Genomic DNA, 25,101 nt, shown 5'->3' on the forward strand with positions numbered 1-25,101 from the left:
GGTCAGGCCGCGCCTTCCCCCAGATAGCGGGCCCACGCCGGATGCAGTTCCTTGACCGTGGACAGCAGCCGCCAGTGCTGGCCCTTGGGGGGCATCGGGGCCAACCGCAGCGCCCAGCCCAGCTCGGAGAGCAGCTTGTCGGCCTTGCGGTGATTGCACGGCGAGCAGCACGCCACGCAGTTCTCCCAGCTGTGCTCTCCCCCGCGGCTGCGCGGCACGACATGGTCGACGGTGTCGGCCTTGCTGCCGCAGTAGGCGCACCGGAACCGGTCCCGGTGCATCAGCGCCGCCCGGGTCATCGGGATGCGCGCCCGGTAGGGCACCCGCACATAGGACCGCAGCCGGATCACCGAAGGCACCGCGATGGTCCTGGTCGCCGAGTGGATCACCGGCCCGTCGGGATCGTCGTGCACCACGTCGGCCTTACCGCACAGCAGCATGACCACCGCGCGCCGCATCGGCAGGGCGGTCAACGGTTCGTAGGTCGAGTTGAGCAGCAGCACCCGGCGCCGGCCCCACACCGAGACACTGTCGTGGGGCACGTGTACCGGCGGCGCGACGGTGTCGACGCTGTGCAACGCCGGTGCGCCGGCCGGGCCACCCAGGGCCCCCGGCACATGGCGGCCAGCTCGGTTCTTAGAGTTGCGTTTGCGCTGCGCCATCGGTCCTCCGCGGACAGTCCACCATGGATCGGGAACCGCCGCACGGCAATTTGCGCCGTGTTCGCTGGTCAATCCGATGAACATCGCGTGACGCGCGGCCGGGTCACGGGGTCAACCGCCTCGTCACAGCACGCACGAGGGGAGAAGTTTGTGACATACGAACCGTACGGTCAGGGGCCCGGCGACCCCCGGTATCCGCAGTATCCCGACGGGCCGCCCGAGACCGGCCCGCCGTTCGCGTACGGGCCCGGGCCCGGCGGTCCGCAGGCCCCCTACGGCCCGCCCGGGCAGCCGGGGCCCTTCCCGCCCGGGGCCTGGGCGGGCCCGCCCCAGCCACCGGAGCGGACCAACCCGCTGGCCACGCTGTCGGTGGTGTTCGCGTTCGTCTTCGCCCCCGTCGGCGCGGTCCTCGGCCATCTGGCGCTCTCGCAGATCCGGCAGCGCTTCCAGCCGGGACGCGACCGGGCGATCATCGGGCTGACGCTGTCCTACACGTTCATCATGCTGGCGGTGTTCGCGCTGGCGCTGTGGGGCATCACCGCCACCAGCCCGTCGACGTCGACGGTCGCCGTTCCCGGCACCTCACTGGCCCCCGGAGCGGGCCCGGCACCGAGCGTGCAGGTGCGGCCCCCGCAGGCGGCCGGCCCGGACCTGTCGGCGGTGCTGCTGAACCCGCAGGAGATCCGCGCGATCATGGGCAACCCGAAGCTGCGGTCGGCCGAGGAGGGTTCCGGCGGCGGCGACGCGGCCAGCGACGCCAAGGCCGAACCGGCCGAGTGCGCGGGCACGGTGATCGCGGGGCTGGCCACCGAGTACACCGACGCCGAGAGCTTCCGGAAACTGAATCTGTCCGATCCCGACAGCGCGATGCTCGTCGACCAGTTCGCCGCCCGTTTCGCCGGCAGCACCGACGCCCGCGATTTCGTGTCCCGGGTCACCAAGACCTGGCGGGGCTGCGCGGGCGAGAAGCTGACGCTGTCGGCCTCGGGACTGACGTCGCTGACCTGGCGGGTGGGCACCCCGGTCCAGAAACAGAACGTGACCACCCTGGTCAACACCTTTCTGGGCGCCAAGCCGCTGCCCTACTACCGCATCCTGGCGGCCAAGAGCAACGTCGTCATCGACCTCAGCGTCTTCGCCCTGAAGATCGACGACGAACCGGCCACGATCGCCGAGGAGATGCTCTCGCGTATCCCCGGCTGACGGGCATCGGCCACAATGGAGGAGATGGAACCGGTGCAGCAGTCCTTCTATGACGCCGTCGGCGGGCACGAGACGTTCGACAAGATCGTGTCGACCTTCTATGAGCTGGTCCGCGACGACGAGATCCTTCGGCCCCTCTACCCCGAGGACGACCTCGACGGTGCCGAGGAACGGCTGCGGATGTTCCTCGAGCAGTACTGGGGTGGGCCGCGCACCTATTCCGATCGGCGTGGGCACCCCAGGCTGCGGATGCGCCACAGCCCGTTCCGGATCGGCTTTCTCGAGCGCGACGCCTGGCTGCGCTGCATGCACACCGCGGTGGCCTCGATCGACTCCGAGACCCTCGACGACGCGCACCGCAAGGCGCTGCTGGACTATCTGGAGATGGCCGCGCAGTCGATGGTGAACTCGCCGTTCTGAGCCCGCAGGACGGTCCGGCGCGGGTTCAGCGCAGGACCAGCGCCGGGTCGCCGCGGCGCCGGTAGATCGACCCGAACCGGGCGTCGATGCGCAGCCACGCCGGCAGCGCCCGCACCCGCACGATCTCGTCGGCGGCCACCGTCTCGGGGGCGAACTCGTCGGCCCCGCCGGCCGACTGCGGCAGGAAACCCAGCGCCGTCAGCGCGAACACGCAGCGCATCGGGATGCCGACGGTGAGGTCGCCGGCGCTGACGCTGACCACCTCCTGATCCAGCAGCGACACCGGCGGGCCCTGGCCGCTGCCGTGCTCGCGCGCCAGGGCCACTCCCCGCTGAGCCAGGTCGAGCATCACGCGGGCGGGCACGTCGTCGAGGTGGACGAAGCCCGACTCCGGCGGCAGCGCGCCCCGCCAGGCCGAGTCCATCGGGAAGCCGGGGTCGACGAACCCGGAGTCGTCCATGGCCGCGAGTCCCCGGGACAGCTGATCGGCCCCGGCGCTGAGGTCGTCGGGGCGCACCCGACCGGCCACCACGCGGCTGGCCAGCACGTCGAACCCGGTCGCCACCCACGCCACCACCGACCCCGGTGCCCGGTTGCGCAGCCGGATCACGGCCGCGTCGTCGAGGCGCTGCACCCGCTCGGCGAACGTGGCCAGGTCCGTGCGTTGGGCGGGATCGGCCAGCCAGATCCCGCGCTCGGTTATCGCAGCCACCGCTGGAGGTATTCGCGGTGCTGCGGTGAGAGCCGCACCAGGCGCTGGTCGTTGATGTCGAAGGCGGCCAGCTGCGTCTCGGCGATCACCGCGGGCCGCGAATCGGGGTCGGCGTTGACCGAACGCACCTCGTAGCCCAGGGTGAAGTCCACCGCGCGCAGCCGGTTGACCCAGATGGTGACCTGCAGCGGCGAGTCGACCAGCCGCAGCTGCCCCTTGTAGGCGACCTTCACCTCGGCGATCAGCAGCCCCGTGGTGGTGATATCGGCGGCGAAGGCGTCGGCCAGGAACGGCACCCGGGCCTCTTCGAGGATGGTGACCATGGTGGCGTGATTGACGTGCTGGTACATGTCGATGTCCGACCAGCGCACCGGCACCGGCGTGACGAACCGTTCGCCCACCACCACTCTCCTGTTCAGCTCGTCCGGGTCATGTTGCGGATCTGGCGCGCGGCCACCGACAGCGTCGCCAGGTCGAGGATCTCGGCCTCGGCGATCTCGGTGAGGGTGCGGTGCGCGCGGTCGACCCGGGAGCCGTTGGTGTGCTGCCACTCGGCGATCTTCTGCTCGCCGCTCTCGTCGGGTTCGCCGACGGCCAGCACGTCAATGGTCAACTGCCGCAACGAACTGTAGATGTCGTCGCGGATGGCCAGCCGCGCCAGGGCGTGCCACCGGTCGTCGCGGGGCAGCCGGGACACCGCGGTCAGCAGCCCGTCGGCGCCGAGGTGGTCCATCAGCGCGTAGTAGGTCTCGGCGACCTCGACCTCGTCGCGTTCGACGATGTCGGCGATGTCGATGACGTCGAGCAGGCTGTACTGGTAGAGCACGGTGGCCACGGTGTAGGCCAGGTCCTCGGGGGCGCCCTGGGCGGCGAACTCGGTGGCTTCCCGGTTGACGATCGCGAGGTCGTCGCCGCGCAGCCATTCACGCATCCGCGGGGTCAGGGCGGCCACCTTGGCCCCGAACCGGTTGATCTCGGCGCCGACGGCCAGCGGCTGCGGGCGGAAGTTGAGCAGCCAGCGGGCCGAGCGGTCGACGAGCCGGCGCAGGTCCAGCGTCATCCGGTCGGAGACGTGCACCGGGATGTGGTGGACCAGGCTGGCCTCCCGGATCTGGCGCCAGACCCCGCCGATGCCGAAGATCTGGTCGGTGGCCACGAAGGAGCGCACGGCGTCGACGTAGCCGACGCCGGCGTCCTCGGTGACGCGGTAGGCGTAGGTGATGCCACCGGTGTCGACGACGTCGTTGACCAGCATCGTGGTGGTGATCTCGCGGCGTAGCTGATGCGCGCGGATCTCGGGGACGAAATGGTCCCGCAGCGGGCCCGGGAAATACGAGGGCAGCCGCGCGGCGAACACGTCCTGGTCGGGCAGTTCGCTGGCCAGCACGTCGTCCTTGAGCGCCAGCTTGACGTGGGCCATCAGGGTGGCCAGCTCCGGGGAGGTCAGCCCCAGTCCGGCCTCGGTGCGCCGGCGGATCTCCTTGTCGGTGGGCAGCGCCTCCAGCTGGCGGTTGAGGTCGCGCCTGGTCTCCAGTTCGGCGATCTGGCGGGCGTGCACGTTGAGCAGGCTGGGTGCGTTGGCCCGGCTGGTGCCCATCAGGTCGTTCTGCTCGGCGTTGTCGGTGAGCACCAGCTCACCGACCTCGTCGGTCATCGATTCGAGCAGCCCGGTGCGTTCGGCGGGGTCCACCTTGCCCGCGGTGACCAGCGAGTCGATCAGGATCTTGATGTTGACCTCGTGGTCGGAGCAGTCCACGCCCGCGGAGTTGTCCAGGGCGTCGGTGTTGATCCGGCCGCCGGTCAGGTCGAACTCGACCCGGCCCAGCGACGTGACGCCGAGGTTGCCACCTTCGCCGATCACCTTGGCCCGCACCTGGTTTGCGTTGACCCGGACCAGGTCGTTGGCCCGGTCGCCGACGTCGGCGTCGGATTCGGTTTCGGCCTTGACGTAGGTGCCGATACCGCCGTTCCACAGCAGCTCGACCGGGGCCTTGAGGATGGCCCGCACCAGCGCCGGCGGGGTCAGTTCGGTGATCGACTCGTCGATGTCGAGCGCCGAGCGCACCTGGGGGCTGATCGGGATCGACTTCTGCTCGCGACTGTAGACACCGCCGCCCGCCGAGATCAGCGACTCGTCGTAGTCGGTCCAGCTGGAACGCGGGAGGTTGAACAGCCGGGTCCGCTCGGCGAACGAGGACGCCGCATCGGGGTCGGGGTCCAGGAAGATGTGCATGTGGTTGAACGCGGCCACCAGCCGGATGTGCTCGGAGAGCAGCATGCCGTTGCCGAACACGTCGCCGCTCATGTCGCCGATGCCCACGACGGTGAAATCCTCGGTCTGGGTGTCGACGCCCATCTCGCGGAAGTGCCGGCGCACGCTTTCCCACGCGCCCTTGGCGGTGATCCCCATGGCCTTGTGGTCGTAGCCCACCGAGCCGCCGGAGGCGAACGCGTCCCCGAGCCAGAAGCCGTAGGACTTGGCGACGTCGTTGGCGATGTCGGAGAAGGTGGCGGTGCCCTTGTCGGCGGCCACCACCAGGTAGGCGTCGTCGCCGTCGCGCCGGACCACCCCGTCGGGGCACACCACCGCCCCGGTGGAGCGGTCGACGTTGTCGGTCACGTCGAGCAGTCCGCCGATGAACAGCCGGTAGCAGGCGACGCCCTCGTGGCGGGTGTTCTCCCGGTCGGTGCCGGGATCGCCGGTGGCCAGCGGAGGCCGCTTGACGACGAATCCGCCCTTGGCGCCGACGGGCACGATGACGGCGTTCTTGACCGCCTGGGCCTTCACCAGCCCGAGGATCTCGGTGCGGAAGTCCTCCCGGCGGTCCGACCAGCGCAGTCCGCCGCGGGCCACCGCCCCGAAGCGCAGGTGCACGCCCTCCACCCGCGGCGAGTAGACGAAGATCTCGAACCGCGGGCGCGGCAGCGGCAGTTCGTCGATGAGCCCGGGATTGAGCTTCATCGACAGCACCCCCTGGGCGCGGGCCGAGTCGGCTCTGTCGACGAAGTAGTTGGTGCGCAGGGTGGCCTGGATCAGCGAGGCGAACCCGCGCAGCACCCGGTCGGTGTCCAGGCTGACCAGCGCGTCGATACCGGCGGAGACCTCGGCCGCGGCGGTCTGGGCGCGCTGGGCCTTGTCGGCGTCGGACTGGTCGGGGTCGAACAGCGCCTCGAAGAGCTTGACCAGCGACAGCGCGGTGTTCGAGTTCTCGTTGATCACCGACTCGATGTGTCCCTGGCTGTACGGGAAGCCGGCCTGGCGCAGGTACTTGGCGTAGGCGCGCACGATCTCGACCTGTCGCCAGGTCAGGCCGGCCCGCAGCACCAGTTCGTTGAACCGGTCGATCTCCACGCGGCCACCGAAGATGGCGGTCACCGCGTCGGCGAAACGCTCTGCCAGGTCGTCGATCTCGCCGGCACCGGTGGCGGGGATGGTCGGGTGCGGGGTGACCCGGAACTGGTAGATCCACACCGCGAGCCCGTCGCGACGGGTCACCGTGAACGGACGTTCGTCGAGCACCACCACGCCCATGCTCTGCAGCATCGGCAGCAGCTCGCTCAGCGAGGCCGAACGGCCGCCCAGATACCAGGTAAGCCGGTGATTCTGGGTGTCGTTGTCCGCGGCGAACACCAGTTTCACCGCGCCGTCGTCGAGCCGTTCGATGATGGCGATGTCGTCGATGGCCTGCCGGGGTGACACCGCCTGCTTGTAGACCTCGGGGAAGGCGGTGGCGTAGTGCTCGGCCGCGGCCTGGCCGATCGAACCCTGCTGGACGGCTCCGAGCAGCCGGTCGGCCCAGGTCCGGGCGGCCTCGGTGAGCAGGCCCTGGATCCGGGTCTGGTTGGCCGGCGACACGTCGATGTCGTGGCGGCTGGTGCCCTCGGGCATCTTGACGGTGAAGTGCACCGAGGCCCAGGGGAATTCGGTGACACGGGCGGCGTAGTCGATGCTGTTGCCGCCGAACTCGCGGACCAGGATCTCCTGCATCCGGAGCCGGACGGCGGTGGTGTAGCGGTCACGCGGGAGATACACCAGGCAGGACACGAAGTGGCCCAGCCGGTCGGCCCGCACGAACAGCAGGGTGCGCCGGCGCGAGCCGAGGTCGATGACGGCCATGGCCAGGTCGTGCAGGTCGGCGCCGCCGAGCGCGAACAGCTCCGAGCGCGGCACGGTCTGCAGCACGTCCATCAGCAGCTGCCCCGGATGGCTGGGGTCGTTCTCGGCCAGCGCCTGCGCCTCCCGCACCCGCTGCGCGATCAGCGGGATGTCCAGGACGTTGGCGTTCATGGCGGCCACGGTGAACAGCCCGACGAAGCGGTGCTCCACGACGTCGGGGCGGCGTTCCTCGCGCACCACCACGATGTAGGGATAGGCCCCGTAGCGCTGGAAGCTGGGCACGGTGGCCTGGGCCAGGGCGAACAGCTCGCCCGCGCTGGTCAGCGGCGGTAGTACGTGGTCGCGGCGCAGCACCACACCGAGCCGGCTGGCCTCGTCGACGGAGGCGCGCCCGTCGTCGATGCGGCACTGCTGATAACCCAGCAGCACGAAGTGCCCGTCGGCCAGCCACCGCAGCAGGTCGGCGACGTCGCGACGCTCGGTACCGGGGAACCGTCCGCCCTCGTCGGTGCCGACCTCCTCGGCCAGGCCCTGCAGCGCCGAGTGCAGCGCGGCGGCGTCGGCGGCGACCAGGCGGGCGTCGGCGAGCACCCTGGGCAGCAGCTTCTGCGCCTCCTGCAGGGCCGACTCGTTGATGGTGCGGGACAGCTGGACGTGCACCCAGGCCTCGGCGGTGCCGTCGGCGCCGGCTCCCCCGTTTGCGCCCGCGTCGCCGTCGGCCCGGAGGTCCAGCAGGTCGCCCCGGGCGCTGCGGCGCACCCGCAGGACGGGATTCATGATCGCCACGTAGGCCACGCCCAGGCGGTGCAGCAGCACGGTGACCGAGTCGATGAGGGTGGGAACCTGATCGGTGACCACCTGCAGGGCCGGACCGAACCCGCCCGGGTCGCCGGCCGGGTAGACCGCGACCAGAGTCTGGCCGGCCTCACGTTTGCGGGCGAGGCGGTACTGGGCCGCCGGCAGCGTCTCGGGCAGCGGGTCGAGGGCTCCGGCCGCGGGCAGCTCACCGGTGTCGGCCGAGTCGGCGTCGGTCTCCGGGGCGTCGCCGTGCGGGCCCCGGTAGGTCTCCAGGTAGGCCGTGCGGACGGCGGCGGCCAGATCGGGGTCCAGCGTCGACCAGTCCGCCAGCACATCGGGATTCGCAGTCGTTCCCGGATTCACCGTCATGCGGATCCCTCCCTGACTCAACGCGTACCGGCCGTCGTTGGATGTCGCCGCCACCGCGGCGACTCGGCACGCACCCGCGACACTAGTAGCCCGGCGAGTGGCTGCGCGCAAACCCGCCAGATATGTTGCCGGCGGACCGCCGAGCGCCCCGTCCGGCCGGACTCAGTCGCGGGTGAGCCTGCGGTGTGTCACCCGGTGCGGGCGGGCGGCGTCGGCGCCGAGCCGTTCGACCTTGTTCTCCTCGTAGGCACCGAAGTTGCCCTCGAACCAGAACCACTTGGCCTCGTTGTCGTCGTCGCCTTCCCAGGCCAGGATGTGCGTGCAGGTGCGGTCCAGGAACCAGCGGTCGTGGGAGATCACCACCGCACAGCCGGGGAACTGTTCCAGCGCGTTCTCCAGCGAACCGAGCGTCTCCACGTCGAGGTCGTTGGTGGGCTCGTCGAGCAGGATCAGGTTGCCGCCCTGTTTGAGGGTCAGCGCCAGGTTGAGTCGGTTGCGCTCACCACCGGACAGGACACCCGCCGGTTTCTGCTGGTCGGGGCCCTTGAAGCCGAACGCCGACACGTACGCCCGCGAGGGCACCTCGCTCTGCCCGACCTCGATGTAGTCCAAGCCGTCGGAGACGACCTCCCAGACGTTCTTCTTCGGGTCGATACCGGCGCGGTTCTGGTCGACGTAGCTGAGCTTGACGGTGTCGCCGATGCGCACGGTCCCGCTGTCGGGCTGCTCCAGACCGACGATGGTCTTGAACAGGGTCGACTTGCCGACACCATTGGGGCCGATCACCCCGACGATGCCGTTGCGCGGCAGGGTGAACGACAGGTCCTTGATCAGCGGACGGCCGTTGAAGCCCTTGTCGAGGTGTTCGACCTCGACCACCAGGTTGCCCAGCCGGGGGCCGGTGGGGATCTGGATCTCCTCGAAGTCGAGCTTGCGCGTCTTCTCGGCCTCGGCCGCCATCTCCTCGTAGCGCTGCAGCCGGGCCTTGCTCTTGGCCTGGCGGGCCTTCGCGCCGGAGCGCACCCACGCCAGCTCGTCCTTGAGGCGCTTCTGCAGCTTCTGGTCCTTCTTGCCCTGGACTTCGAGGCGCTCGGCCTTCTTCTCCAGGTAGGTCGAGTAGTTGCCCTCGTAGGGGTAGGCACGGCCGCGGTCGAGCTCGAGGATCCACTCGGCGACGTTGTCGAGGAAGTAGCGGTCGTGGGTGACGGCCAGGATGGCGCCCTTGTACTCGGCGAGGTGCTGTTCGAGCCACTGCACGCTCTCCGCGTCGAGGTGGTTGGTCGGCTCGTCGAGCAGCAGCAGGTCGGGTTTGGACAGCAGCAGCTTGCACAGCGCCACCCGGCGTCGCTCGCCGCCGGACAGGTGGCTGACGGGCTCGTCGGGCGGCGGGCAACGCAGCGCGTCCATGGCCTGCTCGAGCTGGGAGTCCAGGTCCCAGGCGTCGGCGTGGTCGAGATCCTCCTGCAGCCGGCCCATTTCCTCCATGAGCTCGTCGGAGTAGTCGGTGGCCATCAGCTCGGCGACCTCGTTGAAGCGGTCGAGCTTGACCTTGATCTCGCCCAGGCCCTCCTCGACGTTGCCGCGTACGGTCTTGTCCTCGTTGAGCGGGGGCTCCTGCTGGAGAATGCCCACGGTGGCGCCGGTGGCTAGGAACGCGTCGCCGTTGTTGGCCTGGTCCAGCCCGGCCATGATGCGCAGCACACTCGACTTACCGGCACCGTTGGGACCGACCACGCCGATCTTGGCTCCGGGCAGGAAGTTCAGGCTGACGTCGTCAAGGATGACCTTGTCGCCGTGTGCCTTGCGGACCTTCCGCATCGAGTAGATGAATTCGGCCATGCCGGAGTCGCGCCTTTCTGGTCGACAGGTTGGTGCTCGCCGACCATCCTAGGCGGGTCGCCAAACCGCGAGCTATCAGCCGTATCGCAACCCGTCCCGATCGCGCACCCCACCGGCCATGACATCGCCGGTGATATCACTTCCGCCGGCCCGGCCCGACCCCGAACCGGCGCGCGGGAACGGACATGTCACCCCCGCCGAAGTGACATCGCCGGTGATATCACTCCCCGGCCGGCCGACTCGGCGGCCGGCGGGGCGGGGAACCGGGCCTGCCGCCGAGCGGACCGGTGGCCCGGCCGGCGGCAGGCCAGCCCGTCAGGCCGACAGCGGCAGCCCTTCGTCCGCGGGGTCCCCGGGGTCGTCGGGGCCGTTGTGGGCCCTGCCGGCGTCGCGGACGGGTCCGGGCTCGTCCCCACGTTCATCGCCGACGGCGACGGCGGGGATGAACGGATCGGTGGCGGCGTCGGTGGTGACGTCCGTGGCAACGTCGGTGGGGTCGTCCGTGGCGACATCGGTGGCGTCACCGCCGGGCACCGGACCGGCGTCGGCGGCCGCACCGTCCTCGGCCGCGGAGCGGGCGGGCCTGCTGACCTGGGCGGTGCAGCGGCCCAGGTCGGGCCCGACCGCGCTGGCCCGCAGTTCCAGCGAGCTGCGCGGCAGGCCTTCGCGATCGACGTATTCGCTGGTGTGCGCGACACCGGCGACCACCACGGGATCGCCCTTGGTCAGATGACCGGCCACGCCCGAGGCCAGCCTGCTCCAGCAGCTGACCGTCAGGTACAGCGACGTCCCCGCTTCCCAGTTGCCGTCGGGCAGGCGACGGCGGGTGTTGCTGGCCATCCGGAACCGCACGACCTGCTGGTCGCCGACATGGCGCAGGGTGGGGTCGGTGATGATCCGGCCGACGACGGTCAAGGGTGTCTCGAACATGGGTGTTTCCTCTCGTACACAGTGCGGATGCGTGAGCCCATTGAGCAGCAGGCGGGCGACGTCCGAGCGGGGACCGGGCCTGCCACACACCGGTGCTGTGGACAGCGGCGCGACTGTGGAGAACCCGCCGGTGTGTAAATTTTGTGTTACGGGTCCGGCTTCAATATGCTCGCCGTATGCGAGACAAAGTCGTCTTCGCCGAGGTCGCACGGGTGCGTGAGCAGCTTCGCGACCGCGAGCAGATGCCGGAGATTTCCCCCATGGCGCTGGAGGTGCACGTTCGTGCCCTCGTCCGCACCGCCGAGAGCCCGTTCCCGGCCTTCGTGCCCGACCCCGTCCTCGACGACGTGGCACCGCCGCGGGTGGCGACCATGGCCGCCCTGGAGCTCTGCCTGTCCGGGCTGTGGGACCGCGCCTCCGACGGCTACGTGGTCTCCGATCTGGTGACCGTCGAGCGGCTGGCCCGCTCCGCGCTACGCCGCAACCTCACCTCGGCCGGCGCCCGCTCGGCCGCGCTGATCCGCCGCTCATGGCGGGCGCTGAATCGGGAGACCGTCGTTCCGCTGTAGCCCGCGCGCCGGTCAGCTGGACGCCGCCGGGTGGCGCAGCGCGCCGTCGCGGATCATGAACTGCTCGCGGGCGAGATCGTTGATCAGGCGCATATCGCCGACGATGCCGCGCAACTCCGCCAGGAAGGCCCTGCGCCGCTCGGCCAGGTCGGCGGCGGGCTCCATCAGATGTTGGTCCACGGCCACCTGCCGGGCGGTGGCGAACAGCAGAGCCGACACCGCTTCGTTGCTGTTGACCCTGGTCTGGGCGGCGTACTGGCGGCCGATCCCCAGCGCGAGGGTGGTGAGGTCATTCAGGCTGACCTCGGTGGGCGCGTCGCACAGTACGTCGGCCACGATCTCGTAGGCCTCGAAGAACGGCCGCAGCATCGCAAACGACATCAACGGATGTTTCTCGCGCAGCAGCACGTTGATCTGTGCGGCGCCCTCGGCCACCCGGGATTCCCAGTCGGGGTGGTCGGACATCTCGGTTTCCAGATGCTCGCGGAACGCCGCGGAATCGGCGAAGTAGAAATCGAACTTCAGCAGGTGTCGCAGCCGGAAAGCCTGCTCCCAGAACGCCTCCAACCGGTCACCGTCGGCCCGCGCCGCGTAGGCCAGCGCCAGCTCGACGATCGAGGTCTCCAGGAACGCATGGATCAGCGAGTTGCGGTAGAACGCCGCCTCGTGCTCGTTCTCGGGCGCGATCCGCCACACCGGTTCGCGCCCGCCGTCGATCCGGGTGACCGGGTGTCCGCCCGAGAGCGCGTCCAGCGCGGCCCGCACCCCCTCCGGCGTGCGCAGCCGCACCATGCTCTCGGTCATCGGAGTGTCCCTGCGCTGCAGATAGTCCAGTGAATCCTGCACGGTGTGGTGAACCTGATTGACGGTCAAGGCCACGCCCTGGGCGCTCAGCAACAGCGCCGACACCAACGCGGTGGCGTTGATGGGGGTGGCCTGCAGGATGCGCCAGGCCACCTCGAAGGCCATCTTCTGCAGGGCCAGCTTCTTGGCGTCGCCGTCCTGGGCGATCGCGCTGTGCGGGGCCCCGAGATACTCCGCCATCGACACCGCCGCGGGAAACCGGACGTAGATCTTGCCGAAATTGCGTTCGCCCTGGGCCTTGATGAAGTTGTAGAGCCAACTGAAGCCCTCGGGCGCCTTCTCCCCGCCCTTGGCGTAGTCGGCGTACTCGGCGGTCTCGTGCAGTTGGTCGAAGCTGATCGACACCGGCTGCAGCAGGATGTCGTCGCTGCGGCCGTCGAGGTAGGCGTCGGCCACGTAGCTGAGCAGACCGAGCTTGGGCGGCAACATCTTTCCCGTCCGCGACCGGGTGCCCTCGATGGACCAGCTCAGGTTGAACCGTTTGGCAACCAGGTAGCCCACGTACTCCTTGAGCGAGTACTTGTAGAGCGCGTCGTCGCCGATGTTGCGGCGGATGAAGATCACCCCGGACCGCCGCAGCAGCGGACCCATGAAACCGAACGACATGTTGATGCCGGCGAACAGATGCGCCCGCGGCAACCTGTTCTCCTGCAGGGCCACGGTCAGCACCGCGCTGTCCAGGTTGGAACGGTGTGACCACAGCATCACCGCCGGGTGGGCCTCCAGCGCCCGGCGCATCGCGTCGACCTGATCCTCGTCGTAGTCGATGTTGGGATCGAAGCCGCGGCTGTAGATGAACCGGGAGAACGTCGGGATGAGGTCCACGGAGAACCGGCTCCACCCGGTGGCCAACTCATCGAGAATCTCGCCGGCCGCCTCGACCGTGGCACCGGGGATACGCTCCAGGCCTTCCCGGAATCTGCTGGAGGCCAGCATCTCCGGTTTGATCAGGCGCGGCGACTTGTACTCGGGTCCCAGCAGCCGATACTCGATGCGCTCGACCGCCAGGCTCGCGCGGCGCAGCACGAACCGGGCGAAATCCCGCGGGTTGTCCGCGACGGTCGTCTCGTGCCACTGCTTGCGCAGTTCTGCCACCGTGGCAGGCTCACCGGTCACCACCGCGGCGCGGGTGGGATCCCGCCGCAGGATGCGGCGCTGGATCAGCTCCGGCGGTCGATAGGTGTCGCGGCCCGAGAGCAGTCCCACGACCTTGACCCGGGTCGGCAGACCCGCCGGCACCCAGAACACCCGCACCGGCACCACGTTTCGGTCGTCGCCGGCCGCCAGGCCCTCGACCAGCTGAGCCACCACCCCCGGTGGCGGTTCCTGCCCGTCGACCGGGAGTTGCAGCACCTCGATGCGGCCCTCGGGATGCTCGCGGCGCTGCCGGGACAGCCAGGCGTTGAGCAGGTCGAGTTCGGCCGGTGAGGACACCGAGGCCAGTACCAGCGCGTCGTCGGAGGTGTCGAAGCAGGGCAGCTCGTCGGACCGGTCGGCTGCCTTGGTCATGACCCGCCCCTGATCTCTCCGTGGTCGAGAATCTGGGGCGCGCCATCCTCGTCTGCCGGCGCGACGGACCCGGTGTTCTCGGCCGGCGCCGGTGGGGACGGCGCCTCTGCCGTTTTCTTGGCGGCCGTTTTCTTGGCGGCCGTCTTCTTGGCGGCCGTCTTCTTAGCCGCCGTCTTCTTAGCCGCCGCCTTCTTAGCCGCCGCCTTCTTCGCGGGAGCCTTCTTGGCCGGCCGCAGGTAGGGTTCCAGTGCGGGCAGCTCCTCGACCGGCCAGTCCTTCAACGTGTCCAGATAGAGCTGCCGGATTCCGGCGATGCGCTCGTTGAGATCCTCGACGCTCCAGTCCCCGACCGAGATCGGCGGGAACACCGCGACGTCCACGGTGCCCGGGTTCATCATCGACGAGTCGCGCGCGGCGATCACCTCCGCGTTGCGGATGACGACCGGGACGATCGGGATTCCGGCGGCCATCGCGAGGCGGAAGGGCCCCTTCTTGAACGGGCCGACCTCCACGGTGTCCAGCCGGGTGCCCTCGGGGGCCATGACGATGGACAGGCCCTTGCGGGCGAGGTCTTCCACCCGGTGCAGCGATTCCACCGCCGCGGTGGTGTCGTCGCGGTCGATGAACACCGCGTCCATCAGCTTGCCCAGCGTCCCGACCACCGGGTCGCTCTCCAGCTCCTTCTTGCCCACCCCGGTGAAGTTGTGCCGCACCAACGCGCTGGTGATCACCGGGTCGAAATTGTTGCGGTGGTTGAAGATGAACACCGCCGGCCGTTGCGCGGTGAGGTTCTCGCGCCCGATCACGTTGAGATTGACCCCACTGGCGGCCAACAGTGCGGGCCCCCAGTTGCCGGTGAAGAAGTTGATGCCGCGGCGGCGGTTACGGGTCAGCAGACCCCACCCGACGGCTCCGGCGGCGATCGGGAACATCGAGCCCACCCCGACCAGCGTGCGCACCGCCCCGGTCAGACCGGTGCCGCCCCGGCTGGTGAACCGTGTGACGGGCCAACCGCGTTGGCGGGCAACGGCGGCCATCTTGCCCTCGGGGTTGGTGGGACGCGGATTGCCGACCAGGTACATCAGGGCGACGTCCTCGTCGCCGTCGGCGTAGAAGTAGCTCTGCCTGAGGTCGACGTCGTTGTCGGCGGCGAACTTCTGCACCGCGTTGGCCTTGCCCGGCCCCCACAGCAGCGGTTTGAGCACACCGCCGGTCAGGACACCGTTCTCGTCGATCTCGAACCGGTTGGTCAGCATGTTGGGGATTCCGAGGAATCGGGCCACCGGTTCGACCTGGATGGTCAGTGCCGACGAGCTCAGGCACACCGTGTGGCCCTGTTCCATGTGGGCGCGCACGAGTTCGCGCATCTCCGGGTAGATGCGGGACTCGATCTTCTGGCGGAACAGCCGCTCGCCCATCTCGTCGAGGTCGGTCAGCGCGCGGCCGCGCATCGCCCGCGACGCCGCGGTGATCAGGTCCTCGAACTCCGAACGGCCCAGTCGATGGTTCAGACCCGCCTGGATCATGCCGATGAAGTCGCCGATACCCAGCTGGCGGCTCAGGAACTGCTCCTGGGTCAGAATCACCCCGGTGAACCCGGCCACCAGCGTTCCGTCCAGGTCGAAGAACGCGCCGATGTGCGGCCCGGGCGCACTGGCCTTGACTTCGGCGACCGACCCGGGCAGGCGCATGTCGCGTGGCTCGGTCATACCTGCACCCCTTCCGGATCGGGCCTCCCGACATCGGCGGGACAACAGGCCGCGGGCACGGCCGTCGGGGCTGGGGCGCCGGCCAGCGCCAGCACCTCGTCGAACCCGGCCTTGAGGCATCGCGCGAAGAGTTCCTCGTCGGTCACCGAGGCCCGGTCGTAGCGGGCGCTGACGGTGCACCAGCCGCCGCGGGACACCAGCACCACCATCATCGCGATACCCGGTAGTGGACCAATACCATACTGCCGCAACACTTTCGAACCCGCAATGAAGGTGTCCCCCTGATAGACCGGAACGTTGCTGGCCTGCACGTCGGAGCCGATCACCGACCCCGTCATGGCCTCCAGGACCGCGTCGGGCAGCAGCGACAGGATCGGCGCCACCGCCCCGATGACGTCGAGGGCGGCCTCGTCACGCCGGTGCGTCATCTGCGATCGAATCTTCTTGATGCGTTTGGCCGGGTCCGCGGTACCGATCGGCGCGGCCAGATTCACCCCGGCGAACCGGTTTCCCCCCGCGGGGTCGGAATCGTGACGCAGATTCACCGGCACCGCCATCGGCAGCGTCGCGATCGGCACGCCGAGCGCCTCGTGGTAGAGCCGCAGGGCGGCACTGACCCCGGCCAGATAGGCGTCGTTGATCGACCCGCCGGCCGCCTTGGCCGCGCGGTGCAGATCCGACAGTTTCATGTCGACCGCCTCGGTGCGCGAGGACAGGCTGCGCCGCATCAGCAACGGCGAGGGTTCGGCGGCCCGGCGCATCACCCGGGCGCCCGACTGGGCGTATCCGAGGACACCGCTGAACGCCCCTGCGGGGTTGCCGAACACCTTGCCCGCCGCCCCGACAGCGCCCACCACCGCGCCGCGCACCCCACCGAGCAGCGAAGCCGGAAGGTGGTTGAGGCCCTGGCGCATCAGGTCGTTGGCCGACAGGTCCTCCGGGATGGGGAGCGGCGGCGTGGGCCGCGGGTCCGGTTCGCGCTCCAGGTCGTAGAGCTGGGCGAACATCTCCACTCCCCCGACACCGTCGGTGACGGCGTGGCTCAGATGCAGCAGCTGCGCCGAACGCCCCCCCGGCAGACCCTCGATCAGCGTGGCGCTCCACAGGGGCCGGCTGATGTCCAGCGGCGACTGCAGCGTGACCTCGGCAAGGTCGAGTACCTGACGCAGCGTGGCGGGCTCGGGTACCCGCACCCGACGCACGTGAAAATCGAGGTTGAAGTCGGGATCGACGACCCAGCGCGGAGCCGCGGTCGGCAGTGTCGGCATGACGACCTTCTGCCGCAGCCGGCGGATGGCGCGCGAGGCGTTCTCGAAGTTGGTCCGGTAGGTCTCCCAGTCCGGGGTGCTGTCCAGCAGTTCCAGCGCCATGACGCCCGAGCGGGTCCGTGGATTGGCCTCGCCGCGGTGTAGCAGCTGATCGACCGCGCCCAGTTCGTCGGGCGAGGTGGAAACACCCGGCTCAGTCACCGCTGACACCGCCCCGCATCCCGCACGTCACCGCCGCCCTTTCCCGTCTGGTCCCGTGTGACCCGTCGTCGCCCCAAATACGCTAGTCTGCGCGCACCCGGGCGGGAGCCGATTGTCCGGATCTGGGGCGCGTCGCCCGGGATGCCCCGCAACGGCACCCCGGTGTGCTCCGAAAAGAGATGGCACACCCGGCAATTGACCGCAGCCTGCCCCGCTCAGCTGGCCGAGCTGGTGTGCAGCTGGGTCCCGTCCAGGCACATCCCGGCGTATCGGCCGTAGACCGTTCCCAGGAACCGGGCCACCCCCTCGGCGACGGTCTGGGACCGCACCGTGGCCATCGTGTCGAAGGCGTGGTGGGCGTTGGGCAGCTCGGCGTGGCCGATCGTCGACGCGCCCGCCCGGCGCAGGGCGGCGACGAAGGACTCCGCCTGCCGGCTCGGGATCACCGCGTCGTCCCGGCCGTGCAGCACCAGGAAGGGCGGCGCGTCGCGGTGCACGTGGGTGATCGGCGAGGCCGCCTCGTAGATGTCGCGGCTGTCGGCCAGCCGCGCCCGCAGCACGAACTGCTCGAGGAACGGCATCATCAGGTCGTGCATGTTGTCGGTGTCGGTGAGGTCGTAGACGCCGTAGTGCGGGACGACGGCCTGAACGCTGGTGTCGGCGGTCTCGAATCCCGGCTGCAACCGGCGATCACCGGCGGTGAGCGCGGCCAGTGACCCCAGGTGCGCGCCGGCCGACCCGCCGGTGACGGCGATGAAGTCGGGATCGCCGCCGAACTCGGTGATATGGCGGCGTACCCAGGCGACGGCCCGCTTGACGTCGATCAGATGCTGCGGCCACGGAGCGAACGGGCTGCGGCTGTAGTTGATGGTCACGCAGATCCAGCCCAGCTCGGCCATCCGGTTCATCAACGGGTAGGCCTGGCCGCGCTTCTCGCTGATCGCCCAGGCTCCCCCGGGGATCTGCAGCAGCACCGGGGCGCGGTGCGCCTCGGGCAGGCCCGGTCGCCGCCAGATGTCGAGCAGGTGATCGCGTCCGGCGGGCCCGTAGGCGATGTTGGTAGTCTCGGCCGTGTAGCGGCGCCGCTGCCGGGTGGCGTCGATCAGCCTGGAGGCGGGCAGGCGCAGCGACGGGTCCGGGGCCAGCGGATGGTGCACACCGTCGAGGTACTGCCGGCCGAAGACCTCCCGCAACGCGGTGTCGAGCACCTCCGCCGAACGCTGCGCGGCCAGCCCGCTGACCAGCCGGTCCAGCGGCGGAGCACCCACGGTGCCCAGCGCGTGGCCGGCCAGTACCTGCAGCGGGAACTCGGTGGTGGCCCACCCCAGCACCCAGGCGGCCAGGCGCGGGGATCCGCGCAGCAGCAGGCCCGCGGCCCGCGAGAACGCGGCCGGGTCCGCGGCGACCTGCCGGCCCCACCGGGCCCCCACACCCAGGTATCGCAACGCGGTGTCGGCGGCCAGGCTCATCGGCGTTGCCACTCCTTGCAGGTCGTTCGCGCGGATCTTCGTCGCCCGGCGCGAGGCGGCCGCCGGGTACCCGGCTGTGCCGCCGGTCACACTTTAACGAATCCAGATTCCGGCTTCGCCGATTTCGCGGCCCGCGCGTGGCACGGTCGGACCGGGCGTCCCGAGGGTCTTCGTTAAACTGACCTGCGCGTTGCCCCCGTAGCTCAGCGGATAGAGCGCCCGCCTTCTAAGCGGTTGGTCGCAGGTTCGATCCCTGCCGGGGGCGCTGTGTGATGTCCCGGGACACCGTTGACAGGTGTCCCGGGACATTGTTTACACCTGGGGTCTGTTTGTGGGGGAGTTTCCGGGTTTTACGCCGCGTGGTTGGTAGTCGCGGGTGGCGTCGAGGGTGAGTTTGCGGATCAGGTGTCCGGTGTCATGGTGGATGACGCGGATGTCGAGGTCGTTGATCAGTACCGTGACTTTGGTTCCACGCAGGTGTTTGGACAGTCCGATGTGGTGTAGCCGGCTGTTGTAGCGGATGGTGATCGAGCCGCCTTTGTCGATACGGTCGGTGCGCACGCGGTAGTGCGGGGGGATCTGGTAGCCGGTGGGGATCGCCTTGGGTCGGCTGTCGTAGGCCTGTTGTGGAGTGCGTCGGCGCAGGGCGCGGTGGGGTCGTTTGGTGTTGTAGTAGCCGGTGAAGGTGTCGAGCTGGGTTTGTAGGTCGGCCAGGGTTTCTGCGGGGGGTTGGGCGCGCAGGTATCTCTTGTGGGTCTGGTGGAAGCGTTCGACCTTGCCGCAGGTCTGCGGGTGATAGGGGCGGCAGTGGTCGTAGCGGATGCCGAGCTCGCCCAGGATGATCCCAGGGTGGTGCGGCCGTGGCCGCGTTGTCGGGCGGTGAAGATGGCGCCGTTGTCGGTGAGCAGGCCCGCTGGGGTTCCCCAGGTGGCGATCGCGGCCAGGAAGGTGTCCACGACGTCGGGGCCGGTGGTGATGGTGCGGGCGTGGCTGGCGATGGCCACCCGGGAGTGGTCGTCGATGATGTCGAGGATCTCCACGGTGGTGCCGTCGGCGGTGTGCCAGTGGGTGACGTCGGCTTGCCAGCGTTGGTTGGGTTGTTCGGCTTCAAAGCGTATCCACGAGGAGCGGGGCCTTTTGTGGGGTTGGGGTGTGACGAAGCCGCGTCGGGACAATACGCGCCAGATCGTTGATACAGCAGGTGCTTTCGGTATGTCGGGGTCGCGGTTGAGGTGTTCGGCGATGGTGGCCGCGCCGGCGTCGTAGTCGGCTTTGGTCAGCGTCTTGCGCAGCAGGACGATCTTTTCTTCGACGTCGTGGTCGACGGCGTTGGGATGGTGATGAGGTTTTCGTGAGCGTGGCTCGAACGCTGCGGGGCCCTCGGTCTCGTAGCGTTTGACCAGTTGCTGGACCCAGTAGCGGGAGACGTCGTAGTCGCGGGCGACTTCGCTTTTGCTGCGTCCTTCCACCACGACGGCGGCGATGACGAGCTGGGCCTTGGACATGGCCGACCTCCCCGGTGCAACGAGGTGTCAACTATGTCCCGGGACAACTGCCAACTATGTCCTGAAATCAGACACTGCCGGGGGCGCTGCCGGGGGCATCAACTCCACGGCCGTGTGAGGCCCTAGCACCTGGTAGCGATCAGAACCTCCAAGGCAACCGGCTCGGTGAACTGTCCGGTGGTGTCGATCGCGAGCAGAGCGTCCGTGACGGCGCCTTCGAAGGCGGCCTGCCGGTCACCCAGCAGCCGACGAAGTGGCAGCGATGTTGAGTAGAGGTAGCCGATGGCGTCTCCGATGGTCCACGGGCGTAGGAACTCGTAGACCTGGCGCCGCACCCAACGAAACGTCGACTCGGCCAATACCTGCTCGTGTGTCGGGTGAGTGACGGCGTTCGGCGTCGGCCCACGTCGTTGATCCGGCGGCAGGAATCGGCGCTGGACCTCCTCGATGGCCTCCTGCCATGGCGTAGCCGGCCGGACGAGGCAGCTGTCGTTGGCGATGACCAGACTGCCGTCGTCGTCGACCATCCCATCGAGAGCAGCGAGCACCTGCCCACGGTCCATCCAATGAAAGGAGCGACCCATTGTTACCAGCCCGAACCGACCGAGGTCGCCCGGAAGATCTGCTGAGTCGCCCTGCTTCCAGCTCACATTGGCAATGGCCCGTTCGCGTGCATGCCGGTCGGCTTCGGCGAGCATCTCGGGTTCGGGATCAACACCAACGGCTTCGGCGACGTGGGCTGCCAGGAGGAACGTCAGTTGACCAGTCCCGCAGCCCAGATCGAGGAGGCGACCGGAGCCATCAAGGTCCAGTCGCTGAACGAGGTCTTCGACGAAGGCCGGCGGATAACCTGGCCGGTAACGTGCGTAGTACCAGGCGGTCCCTGCGAACGGGCCACCGTCCGAGCTGCCGGGCCAATCGGTCGCGATCGTCTCGCCCCTTCCCCACAGCGCGTCCGGCTGGCACGACCGTCGAGGTCAACACTGCCAGCTCTGCTGACACCTGGGTGCATCCCTGCTGCGCGCGACATACAAACGTCACCAACCGAAGCCGTCAAGAAACGTGCGCACCTCAGCGACTGCCGTCCACGGTAACGGCCCTATCCGCCATTGGCATCCCACGTCGAACGCCCGTTGGCCGAGCCGCGCATTTCCCGCGGCTGGGCACGGTCCGGCGTGCGCCGGATATGGCGGTCAGCCGTCCCTGTGTTTCTGGGCCGTGACCGGGACCGGCACGCGCACCCGCCGTCACCAGTTGAACATCTGGAACACGACCGTCCCCAGGCAGAGCACCACACCGAGGTAGGGCACCGCCATCGGGACGTCGATGAACCCGCCGTGCTCGCGGTGGCGCCGCTTGATCACGATCAACGACGCGTTGACCAGGGTGAAGATCGTGAGCACCAGCAGGCTGGTGAGCTGGGCCAGCGACACCAGGGGCAGCACCACGGTGCCGGCGATCATGGCCGCCAGCACGACGAGCGTGGCGGTGACCGGTGTCCGGAAGGACCGGTGCACGCGCGCGAACCTCCCGTGGATCCAGCCCTGTTTGGCCAAACCGTAGAGGATCCGCGAGCCCATGATGATCTGCACGATGACGCCGTTGGTGGCGGCGACCATGCCGATGAGGCTCAGGACGACTCCATGACCGGCTCCGCTGCGTTCGAACACCAGCGTAAGCGGTGCCTCGCTGCCGGCGAGTTCGGCCGGGGGCACCAGAGTCGTCGAGACCACGATGACGAGCAGATACAGCACGGTCGAGGCGAGCAGCGCGATCAGGATGGCCAGCGGCATGGTCCGGCGGGGATTCCTGGCTTCCTCGGCGACGTTGACCATGTCCTCGAACCCGATGAACGCGTAGAAGGCCAGAAACGCGCCGGCCAGGACGCCGCCGAGGCCGACGGCCGGGTCGATCGTGAACACGGCACCGACATCGAGATGCGCAAACGCCCTCCGACCGAACCAGATCACCAGCAGCAGCCCGAGCACCTCCAGCCCGGTCAGCAGCGCGGCCATGGTCGCCGACTCACCGATGCCCTTGATCGCGACCGCGCCGAGTACCACCAGCAGCCCCACGCTGCCCACGATGGTCGGAACCGAGACCAACGAATCCAGATAGCCCGCGAAGCCCTGCGCCAGCGCCGCCGCCGATGCGACGCCGCCGCCGACCATCGTCAAGCCGACCGCGGTTGAGAGCCAACGCTTTCCGAACGCCTGGTGCAGGTAGATCGAGACGCTGGCACTGACCGGGAAGCGACCGGCCAGCTCCATATAGGACAACGCGGTGACCGAGGCGACGACCATCGCGATGAGGAAGGCCAGCGCCGTGCTCGTTCCGGCGAAACCCGCGACCTTCCCGATGAGCACATAGATGCCCGCGCCGAGGATGTTGCCGAGCCCGTAGAGGGCGAGCGTGGGCAGGCCGAGAGTGCGGTTCAGCCGGGCACTGCCCCCAGGGCTGCCCGTCACGGGCGGATCGGGCAGGCGGGGGCACGCACGGCCCCATGGTTTCACGCCATCCCGCCTCGCGGGTCGGCGACCTACGGGAGCTGCGTACCCCTAGCGGCCTTCCTCGGCGGTCTTGCCCGGTGGCCCCGGTTCACTCACCGAGCGCTGCGGGCGAGCGAGGTGACCAGGGCCATCCCGGCCCGCATCTCCAGGTGGGCGAGTGACGCTTCCATGGTCGGATATCCGCATACGACGCACAGCACGGAATCGGTGACTCGGGGGCGTCGGTGGCAGGTTGCGCACAGTTCGGCGTGGTGACTTCTCCAGGCCATGGTGCACCTCCTCGGTGTTTCGATGTAGCACGCTCCAGCGTTCTCGCGGATCCTCCCGTGTCGGTCAGTGACCGCTGTCGATCCTCTGTGAACTGCGCCGGAGCGCCCTCCCCGCAGCCTGCGAACGACAAGGCGCCCGGCGGGCGAACTGTGTCAGAAACAGACAGTATCCGCTGTTCTGCGAGCCGTACATTTGCCACGCAGTCGGCGGTCAGTCCGGACGTAACGCACTAAGGAGAACGCAATGGGAAAGCTCGATGGGAAGGTCGCCCTCATCACCGGCGGTGCGCGCGGCCAGGGCCGCTCGCACGCGCTAACCTTCGCCCGCGAAGGCGCCGACATCGTCGTCTGCGACGCCCTCGCCGAGATCGAGAGCGTCCCGTGTGTCATGCCGACCCAGGCCGATCTCGACGAAACGGTCAAGCTGGTCGAGGAGGAAGACCGCCGCGCGCTGGGCATGCAGGCCGACGTGCGGGACACCGCCCAGCTCACCGCCGTGGTATCGACGGCGCTGGAGCAATTCGGCAAGATCGACATCCTAGTCGCCAACGCCGGCGTGTGCTCACCAGTTCCGCTGGTCGACATCACCGATGATCAGTGGGACGAGATGATCGACATCGATCTCGGTGGCGTGTTCAAGTCGATCCGCGCGGTGGCGCCGCACATGATGGAGCGGCGCTACGGGCGCATCATCGCAACCTCATCCATGGTGGGGCGCACTCCGGTGGGCTTACTCGCGCACTACGTCGCGGCAAAGTGGGGCGTCATCGGCCTGGTGAAGTCGGCGGCTTTGGAGCTCGCCGACTACGGGGTCACGGTCAATGCCATCTGCCCGACCAATGTCGACACTCTGATGATCCACGGCAACAAGTCGATGTATCAGATTTTCGCGCCCGACGTGGACAATCCCACCCGCGAAGACGTCATCCCTGCCTATACCTCTCTAAACGCGATACCGGTGCCATGGGTACAGCCGGAAGACATCTCCGCCGGGATGCTGTTCTACGCCTCCGACGAGGCCCGCTACATCACCGGGGAGACACTGTCGATCGCTGCCGGCTGGAATGCCAGCAACGTCGGCTGAGTGATACCGAGCCCCCACCACCGCCATCAGTCACAAGGAGAGCCCAGCATGTCGGAAACAGTCGTCGTCGTCGCGCATATTTTCCCGAAACCTGAATGCCGTGCCGATGTCATCGAGGTCCTCAACAAGACCCAGGCCGCCGTCCACGAGAACGAGGCGGGGTGCCAGTTATACGCACTGCACGCCAACGACGACCAACTGATCATGATCGAGAAGTGGGACGACCTGGCCAGCCTGCGCGCGCACTTCGACGCCGAGCCGTTCAAGGCGCTGCCCGAGCAGCTGGAGGGCAAGTTGGCCAAGGATATCGATATCCAGCAGCTGAGCCCGGTACCCGCCGGAACCTCTAAACAGGGTGTGCTGTAACACGATGCGCCACCCACAAGGCCGTGGACCCGCAACCGAGACCGAAACCAACCCGAAGAACGAGGTGAGATGATGGACAAGCTCCTACCGGCGAACTCCGCGCTACTGCTGATCGAGTGCCAGAACGACTTCATGTCCGAGGGAGGGGCGTTCTACCCCTCCACGCAAGCGGTCATCGAGACGGTGAACATGGTCGAGCACGCACGGGCAGCGCTGCAGGCCGCGCGCACCGCCGGGCTGACCGTCATGCACGCACCGATCTCTTTCTCCAAGGGCTACCCAGAGCTGGGCTCGGATCCCTACGGCATCCTCGGTGGGGTCGTTGAGCACAACGCCCTGCTGCGCGGGGAGTGGGGTTCTCAGATCGTGGAGGAGCTCGCCCCGGTCGGTGAGGACATCGTGATCGAAGGCAAGAGCGGCTTGGACGCGTTCGCCAGCAGCAACCTCGACTTCATCCTGCGCAGCCGCAAGATCGAGAACCTCGTAGTGGGCGGGTTCCTGGCGAACTGCTGCTGCGAAGGCACCATGCGCTCAGCATACGAGGGCGGTTACACGGTGTATGCCCTCGCGGACGCGATGGGCGCCAGCTCCATGGAGGAACTCGACAACGCGGTCAAGTTCAATTTCCCGATGTTCGCCAAAGTGACAACCGCCGACGAATTCGTCGCGGCGGTGAAATAACAATTCCCCCGAGGCGTCCAAATCTGCCCATCGGGGCGGGTGCGACG

Annotated in this window: 18 protein-coding genes, 1 tRNA gene and 2 pseudogenes; 7 read left to right on the forward strand and 14 right to left on the reverse strand. The window is 68.7% G+C overall.

The window, feature by feature from the left end; all coding sequences use genetic code 11:
• Positions 1–2: 2 nt before the first annotated feature.
• Positions 3–662 carry an HNH endonuclease gene (locus CSR00_RS07285; protein WP_099021724.1) on the reverse strand — a complete coding sequence of 220 codons (660 nt, stop codon included), beginning with the start codon at positions 660–662 and terminating at the stop codon, positions 3–5.
• 150 nt (positions 663–812) lie between these two features.
• On the opposite strand from CSR00_RS07285, the gene CSR00_RS07290 reads away from it, so the two are divergent.
• Positions 813–1,865 (forward strand): sensor domain-containing protein, encoded by a 1,053-nt coding sequence (locus CSR00_RS07290; protein WP_218014437.1) that lies wholly within the window; start codon positions 813–815, stop codon positions 1,863–1,865.
• Between the two features lie 24 nt (positions 1,866–1,889).
• Positions 1,890–2,285 (forward strand): globin, encoded by a 396-nt coding sequence (locus CSR00_RS07295; RefSeq protein WP_099021766.1) that lies wholly within the window; start codon positions 1,890–1,892, stop codon positions 2,283–2,285.
• A 25-nt stretch (positions 2,286–2,310) separates the two neighbouring features.
• On the opposite strand, the gene CSR00_RS07300 is transcribed toward CSR00_RS07295, so the two are convergent.
• The 5 genes and pseudogenes from CSR00_RS07300 to CSR00_RS31620 all read right to left on the reverse strand — a co-directional run.
• Positions 2,311–2,988 (reverse strand): DUF8010 domain-containing protein, encoded by a 678-nt coding sequence (locus tag CSR00_RS07300; protein WP_407662407.1) that lies wholly within the window; start codon positions 2,986–2,988, stop codon positions 2,311–2,313.
• Positions 2,985–3,398 (reverse strand): acyl-CoA thioesterase, encoded by a 414-nt coding sequence (locus tag CSR00_RS07305; protein ID WP_099021767.1) that lies wholly within the window; start codon positions 3,396–3,398, stop codon positions 2,985–2,987. The genes CSR00_RS07300 and CSR00_RS07305 overlap by 4 nt, the downstream gene beginning before the upstream one ends.
• A 14-nt stretch (positions 3,399–3,412) precedes the next feature.
• Positions 3,413–8,281, reverse strand: a complete 4,869-nt coding sequence (locus CSR00_RS07310; protein WP_099021727.1) for an NAD-glutamate dehydrogenase — start codon at positions 8,279–8,281, stop codon at positions 3,413–3,415.
• Between the two features lie 162 nt (positions 8,282–8,443).
• A complete protein-coding gene (gene ettA / locus CSR00_RS07315; protein WP_099021728.1) occupies positions 8,444–10,120 on the reverse strand; it encodes an energy-dependent translational throttle protein EttA in 1,677 nt (558 codons plus the stop codon).
• Between the two features lie 474 nt (positions 10,121–10,594).
• Positions 10,595–11,050: pseudogene (locus tag CSR00_RS31620) on the reverse strand (single-stranded DNA-binding protein); the annotation flags it as partial.
• Positions 11,051–11,226: 176 nt separating this feature from the next.
• Here CSR00_RS31620 and CSR00_RS07325 point away from each other — a divergent pair.
• Positions 11,227–11,619: a hypothetical protein gene (locus CSR00_RS07325; RefSeq protein WP_176561940.1), complete on the forward strand. Its 393-nt coding sequence runs from the start codon at positions 11,227–11,229 to the stop codon at positions 11,617–11,619.
• 12 nt (positions 11,620–11,631) lie between these two features.
• On the opposite strand, the gene CSR00_RS07330 is transcribed toward CSR00_RS07325, so the two are convergent.
• The 4 genes from CSR00_RS07330 to CSR00_RS07345 all read right to left on the reverse strand — a co-directional run bounded on the left by CSR00_RS07330 (position 11,632) and on the right by CSR00_RS07345 (position 18,639).
• A complete protein-coding gene (locus CSR00_RS07330) occupies positions 11,632–13,992 on the reverse strand; it encodes a glycerol-3-phosphate 1-O-acyltransferase (RefSeq protein ID WP_099021730.1) in 2,361 nt (786 codons plus the stop codon).
• Positions 13,989–15,701 (reverse strand): HAD-IB family hydrolase/lysophospholipid acyltransferase family protein, encoded by a 1,713-nt coding sequence (locus CSR00_RS07335; protein WP_245905882.1) that lies wholly within the window; start codon positions 15,699–15,701, stop codon positions 13,989–13,991. Before CSR00_RS07335 ends, CSR00_RS07330 begins: the two co-directional genes overlap by 4 nt.
• Complete coding sequence (locus CSR00_RS07340; RefSeq protein ID WP_099021731.1) at positions 15,698–17,170, reverse strand: wax ester/triacylglycerol synthase family O-acyltransferase; 1,473 nt, start codon at positions 17,168–17,170, stop codon at positions 15,698–15,700. Before CSR00_RS07340 ends, CSR00_RS07335 begins: the two co-directional genes overlap by 4 nt.
• 215 nt (positions 17,171–17,385) lie before the next feature.
• The gene (locus tag CSR00_RS07345) at positions 17,386–18,639 is read right to left on the reverse strand and encodes an alpha/beta hydrolase (protein WP_099021769.1); all 1,254 of its coding nucleotides are present in this window, start codon (positions 18,637–18,639) and stop codon (positions 17,386–17,388) included.
• A 192-nt stretch (positions 18,640–18,831) separates the two neighbouring features.
• Between CSR00_RS07345 and CSR00_RS07350 the strand changes: the two genes are divergently transcribed.
• A tRNA-Arg gene (locus CSR00_RS07350) sits at positions 18,832–18,904 on the forward strand.
• Between the two features lie 47 nt (positions 18,905–18,951).
• On the opposite strand, the gene CSR00_RS31205 is transcribed toward CSR00_RS07350, so the two are convergent.
• The 4 genes and pseudogenes from CSR00_RS31205 to CSR00_RS07365 form a co-directional block, all read right to left on the reverse strand.
• Positions 18,952–19,566 (reverse strand): integrase core domain-containing protein, encoded by a 615-nt coding sequence (locus CSR00_RS31205; protein ID WP_328514688.1) that lies wholly within the window; start codon positions 19,564–19,566, stop codon positions 18,952–18,954.
• 5 nt (positions 19,567–19,571) lie between these two features.
• Positions 19,572–20,144 (reverse strand): annotated as a pseudogene (locus tag CSR00_RS31210) (helix-turn-helix domain-containing protein); the annotation flags it as partial.
• A gap of 122 nt (positions 20,145–20,266) precedes the next feature.
• A complete protein-coding gene (locus tag CSR00_RS07360; RefSeq protein ID WP_218014439.1) occupies positions 20,267–21,094 on the reverse strand; it encodes a class I SAM-dependent methyltransferase in 828 nt (275 codons plus the stop codon).
• Between the two features lie 297 nt (positions 21,095–21,391).
• On the reverse strand, positions 21,392–22,612 hold the full coding sequence (locus tag CSR00_RS07365; RefSeq protein ID WP_176561941.1) for an APC family permease: 1,221 nt from the start codon (positions 22,610–22,612) through the stop codon (positions 21,392–21,394).
• Positions 22,613–23,167: 555 nt separating this feature from the next.
• On the opposite strand from CSR00_RS07365, the gene CSR00_RS07370 reads away from it, so the two are divergent.
• From CSR00_RS07370 to CSR00_RS07380, 3 genes are all read left to right on the forward strand, one after another.
• Complete coding sequence (locus tag CSR00_RS07370; RefSeq protein WP_099021734.1) at positions 23,168–24,007, forward strand: mycofactocin-coupled SDR family oxidoreductase; 840 nt, start codon at positions 23,168–23,170, stop codon at positions 24,005–24,007.
• Positions 24,008–24,055: 48 nt separating this feature from the next.
• Positions 24,056–24,373 (forward strand): putative quinol monooxygenase, encoded by a 318-nt coding sequence (locus tag CSR00_RS07375; RefSeq protein WP_099021735.1) that lies wholly within the window; start codon positions 24,056–24,058, stop codon positions 24,371–24,373.
• A gap of 72 nt (positions 24,374–24,445) precedes the next feature.
• Positions 24,446–25,054 (forward strand): cysteine hydrolase family protein, encoded by a 609-nt coding sequence (locus tag CSR00_RS07380; protein WP_328514686.1) that lies wholly within the window; start codon positions 24,446–24,448, stop codon positions 25,052–25,054.
• Positions 25,055–25,101: the final 47 nt, after the last annotated feature.

Origin of the sequence: Mycolicibacterium palauense, assembly GCF_002592005.1 — a bacterium.
In the GTDB taxonomy this organism is placed as follows: Bacteria; Actinomycetota; Actinomycetes; order Mycobacteriales; family Mycobacteriaceae; genus Mycobacterium; species Mycobacterium palauense.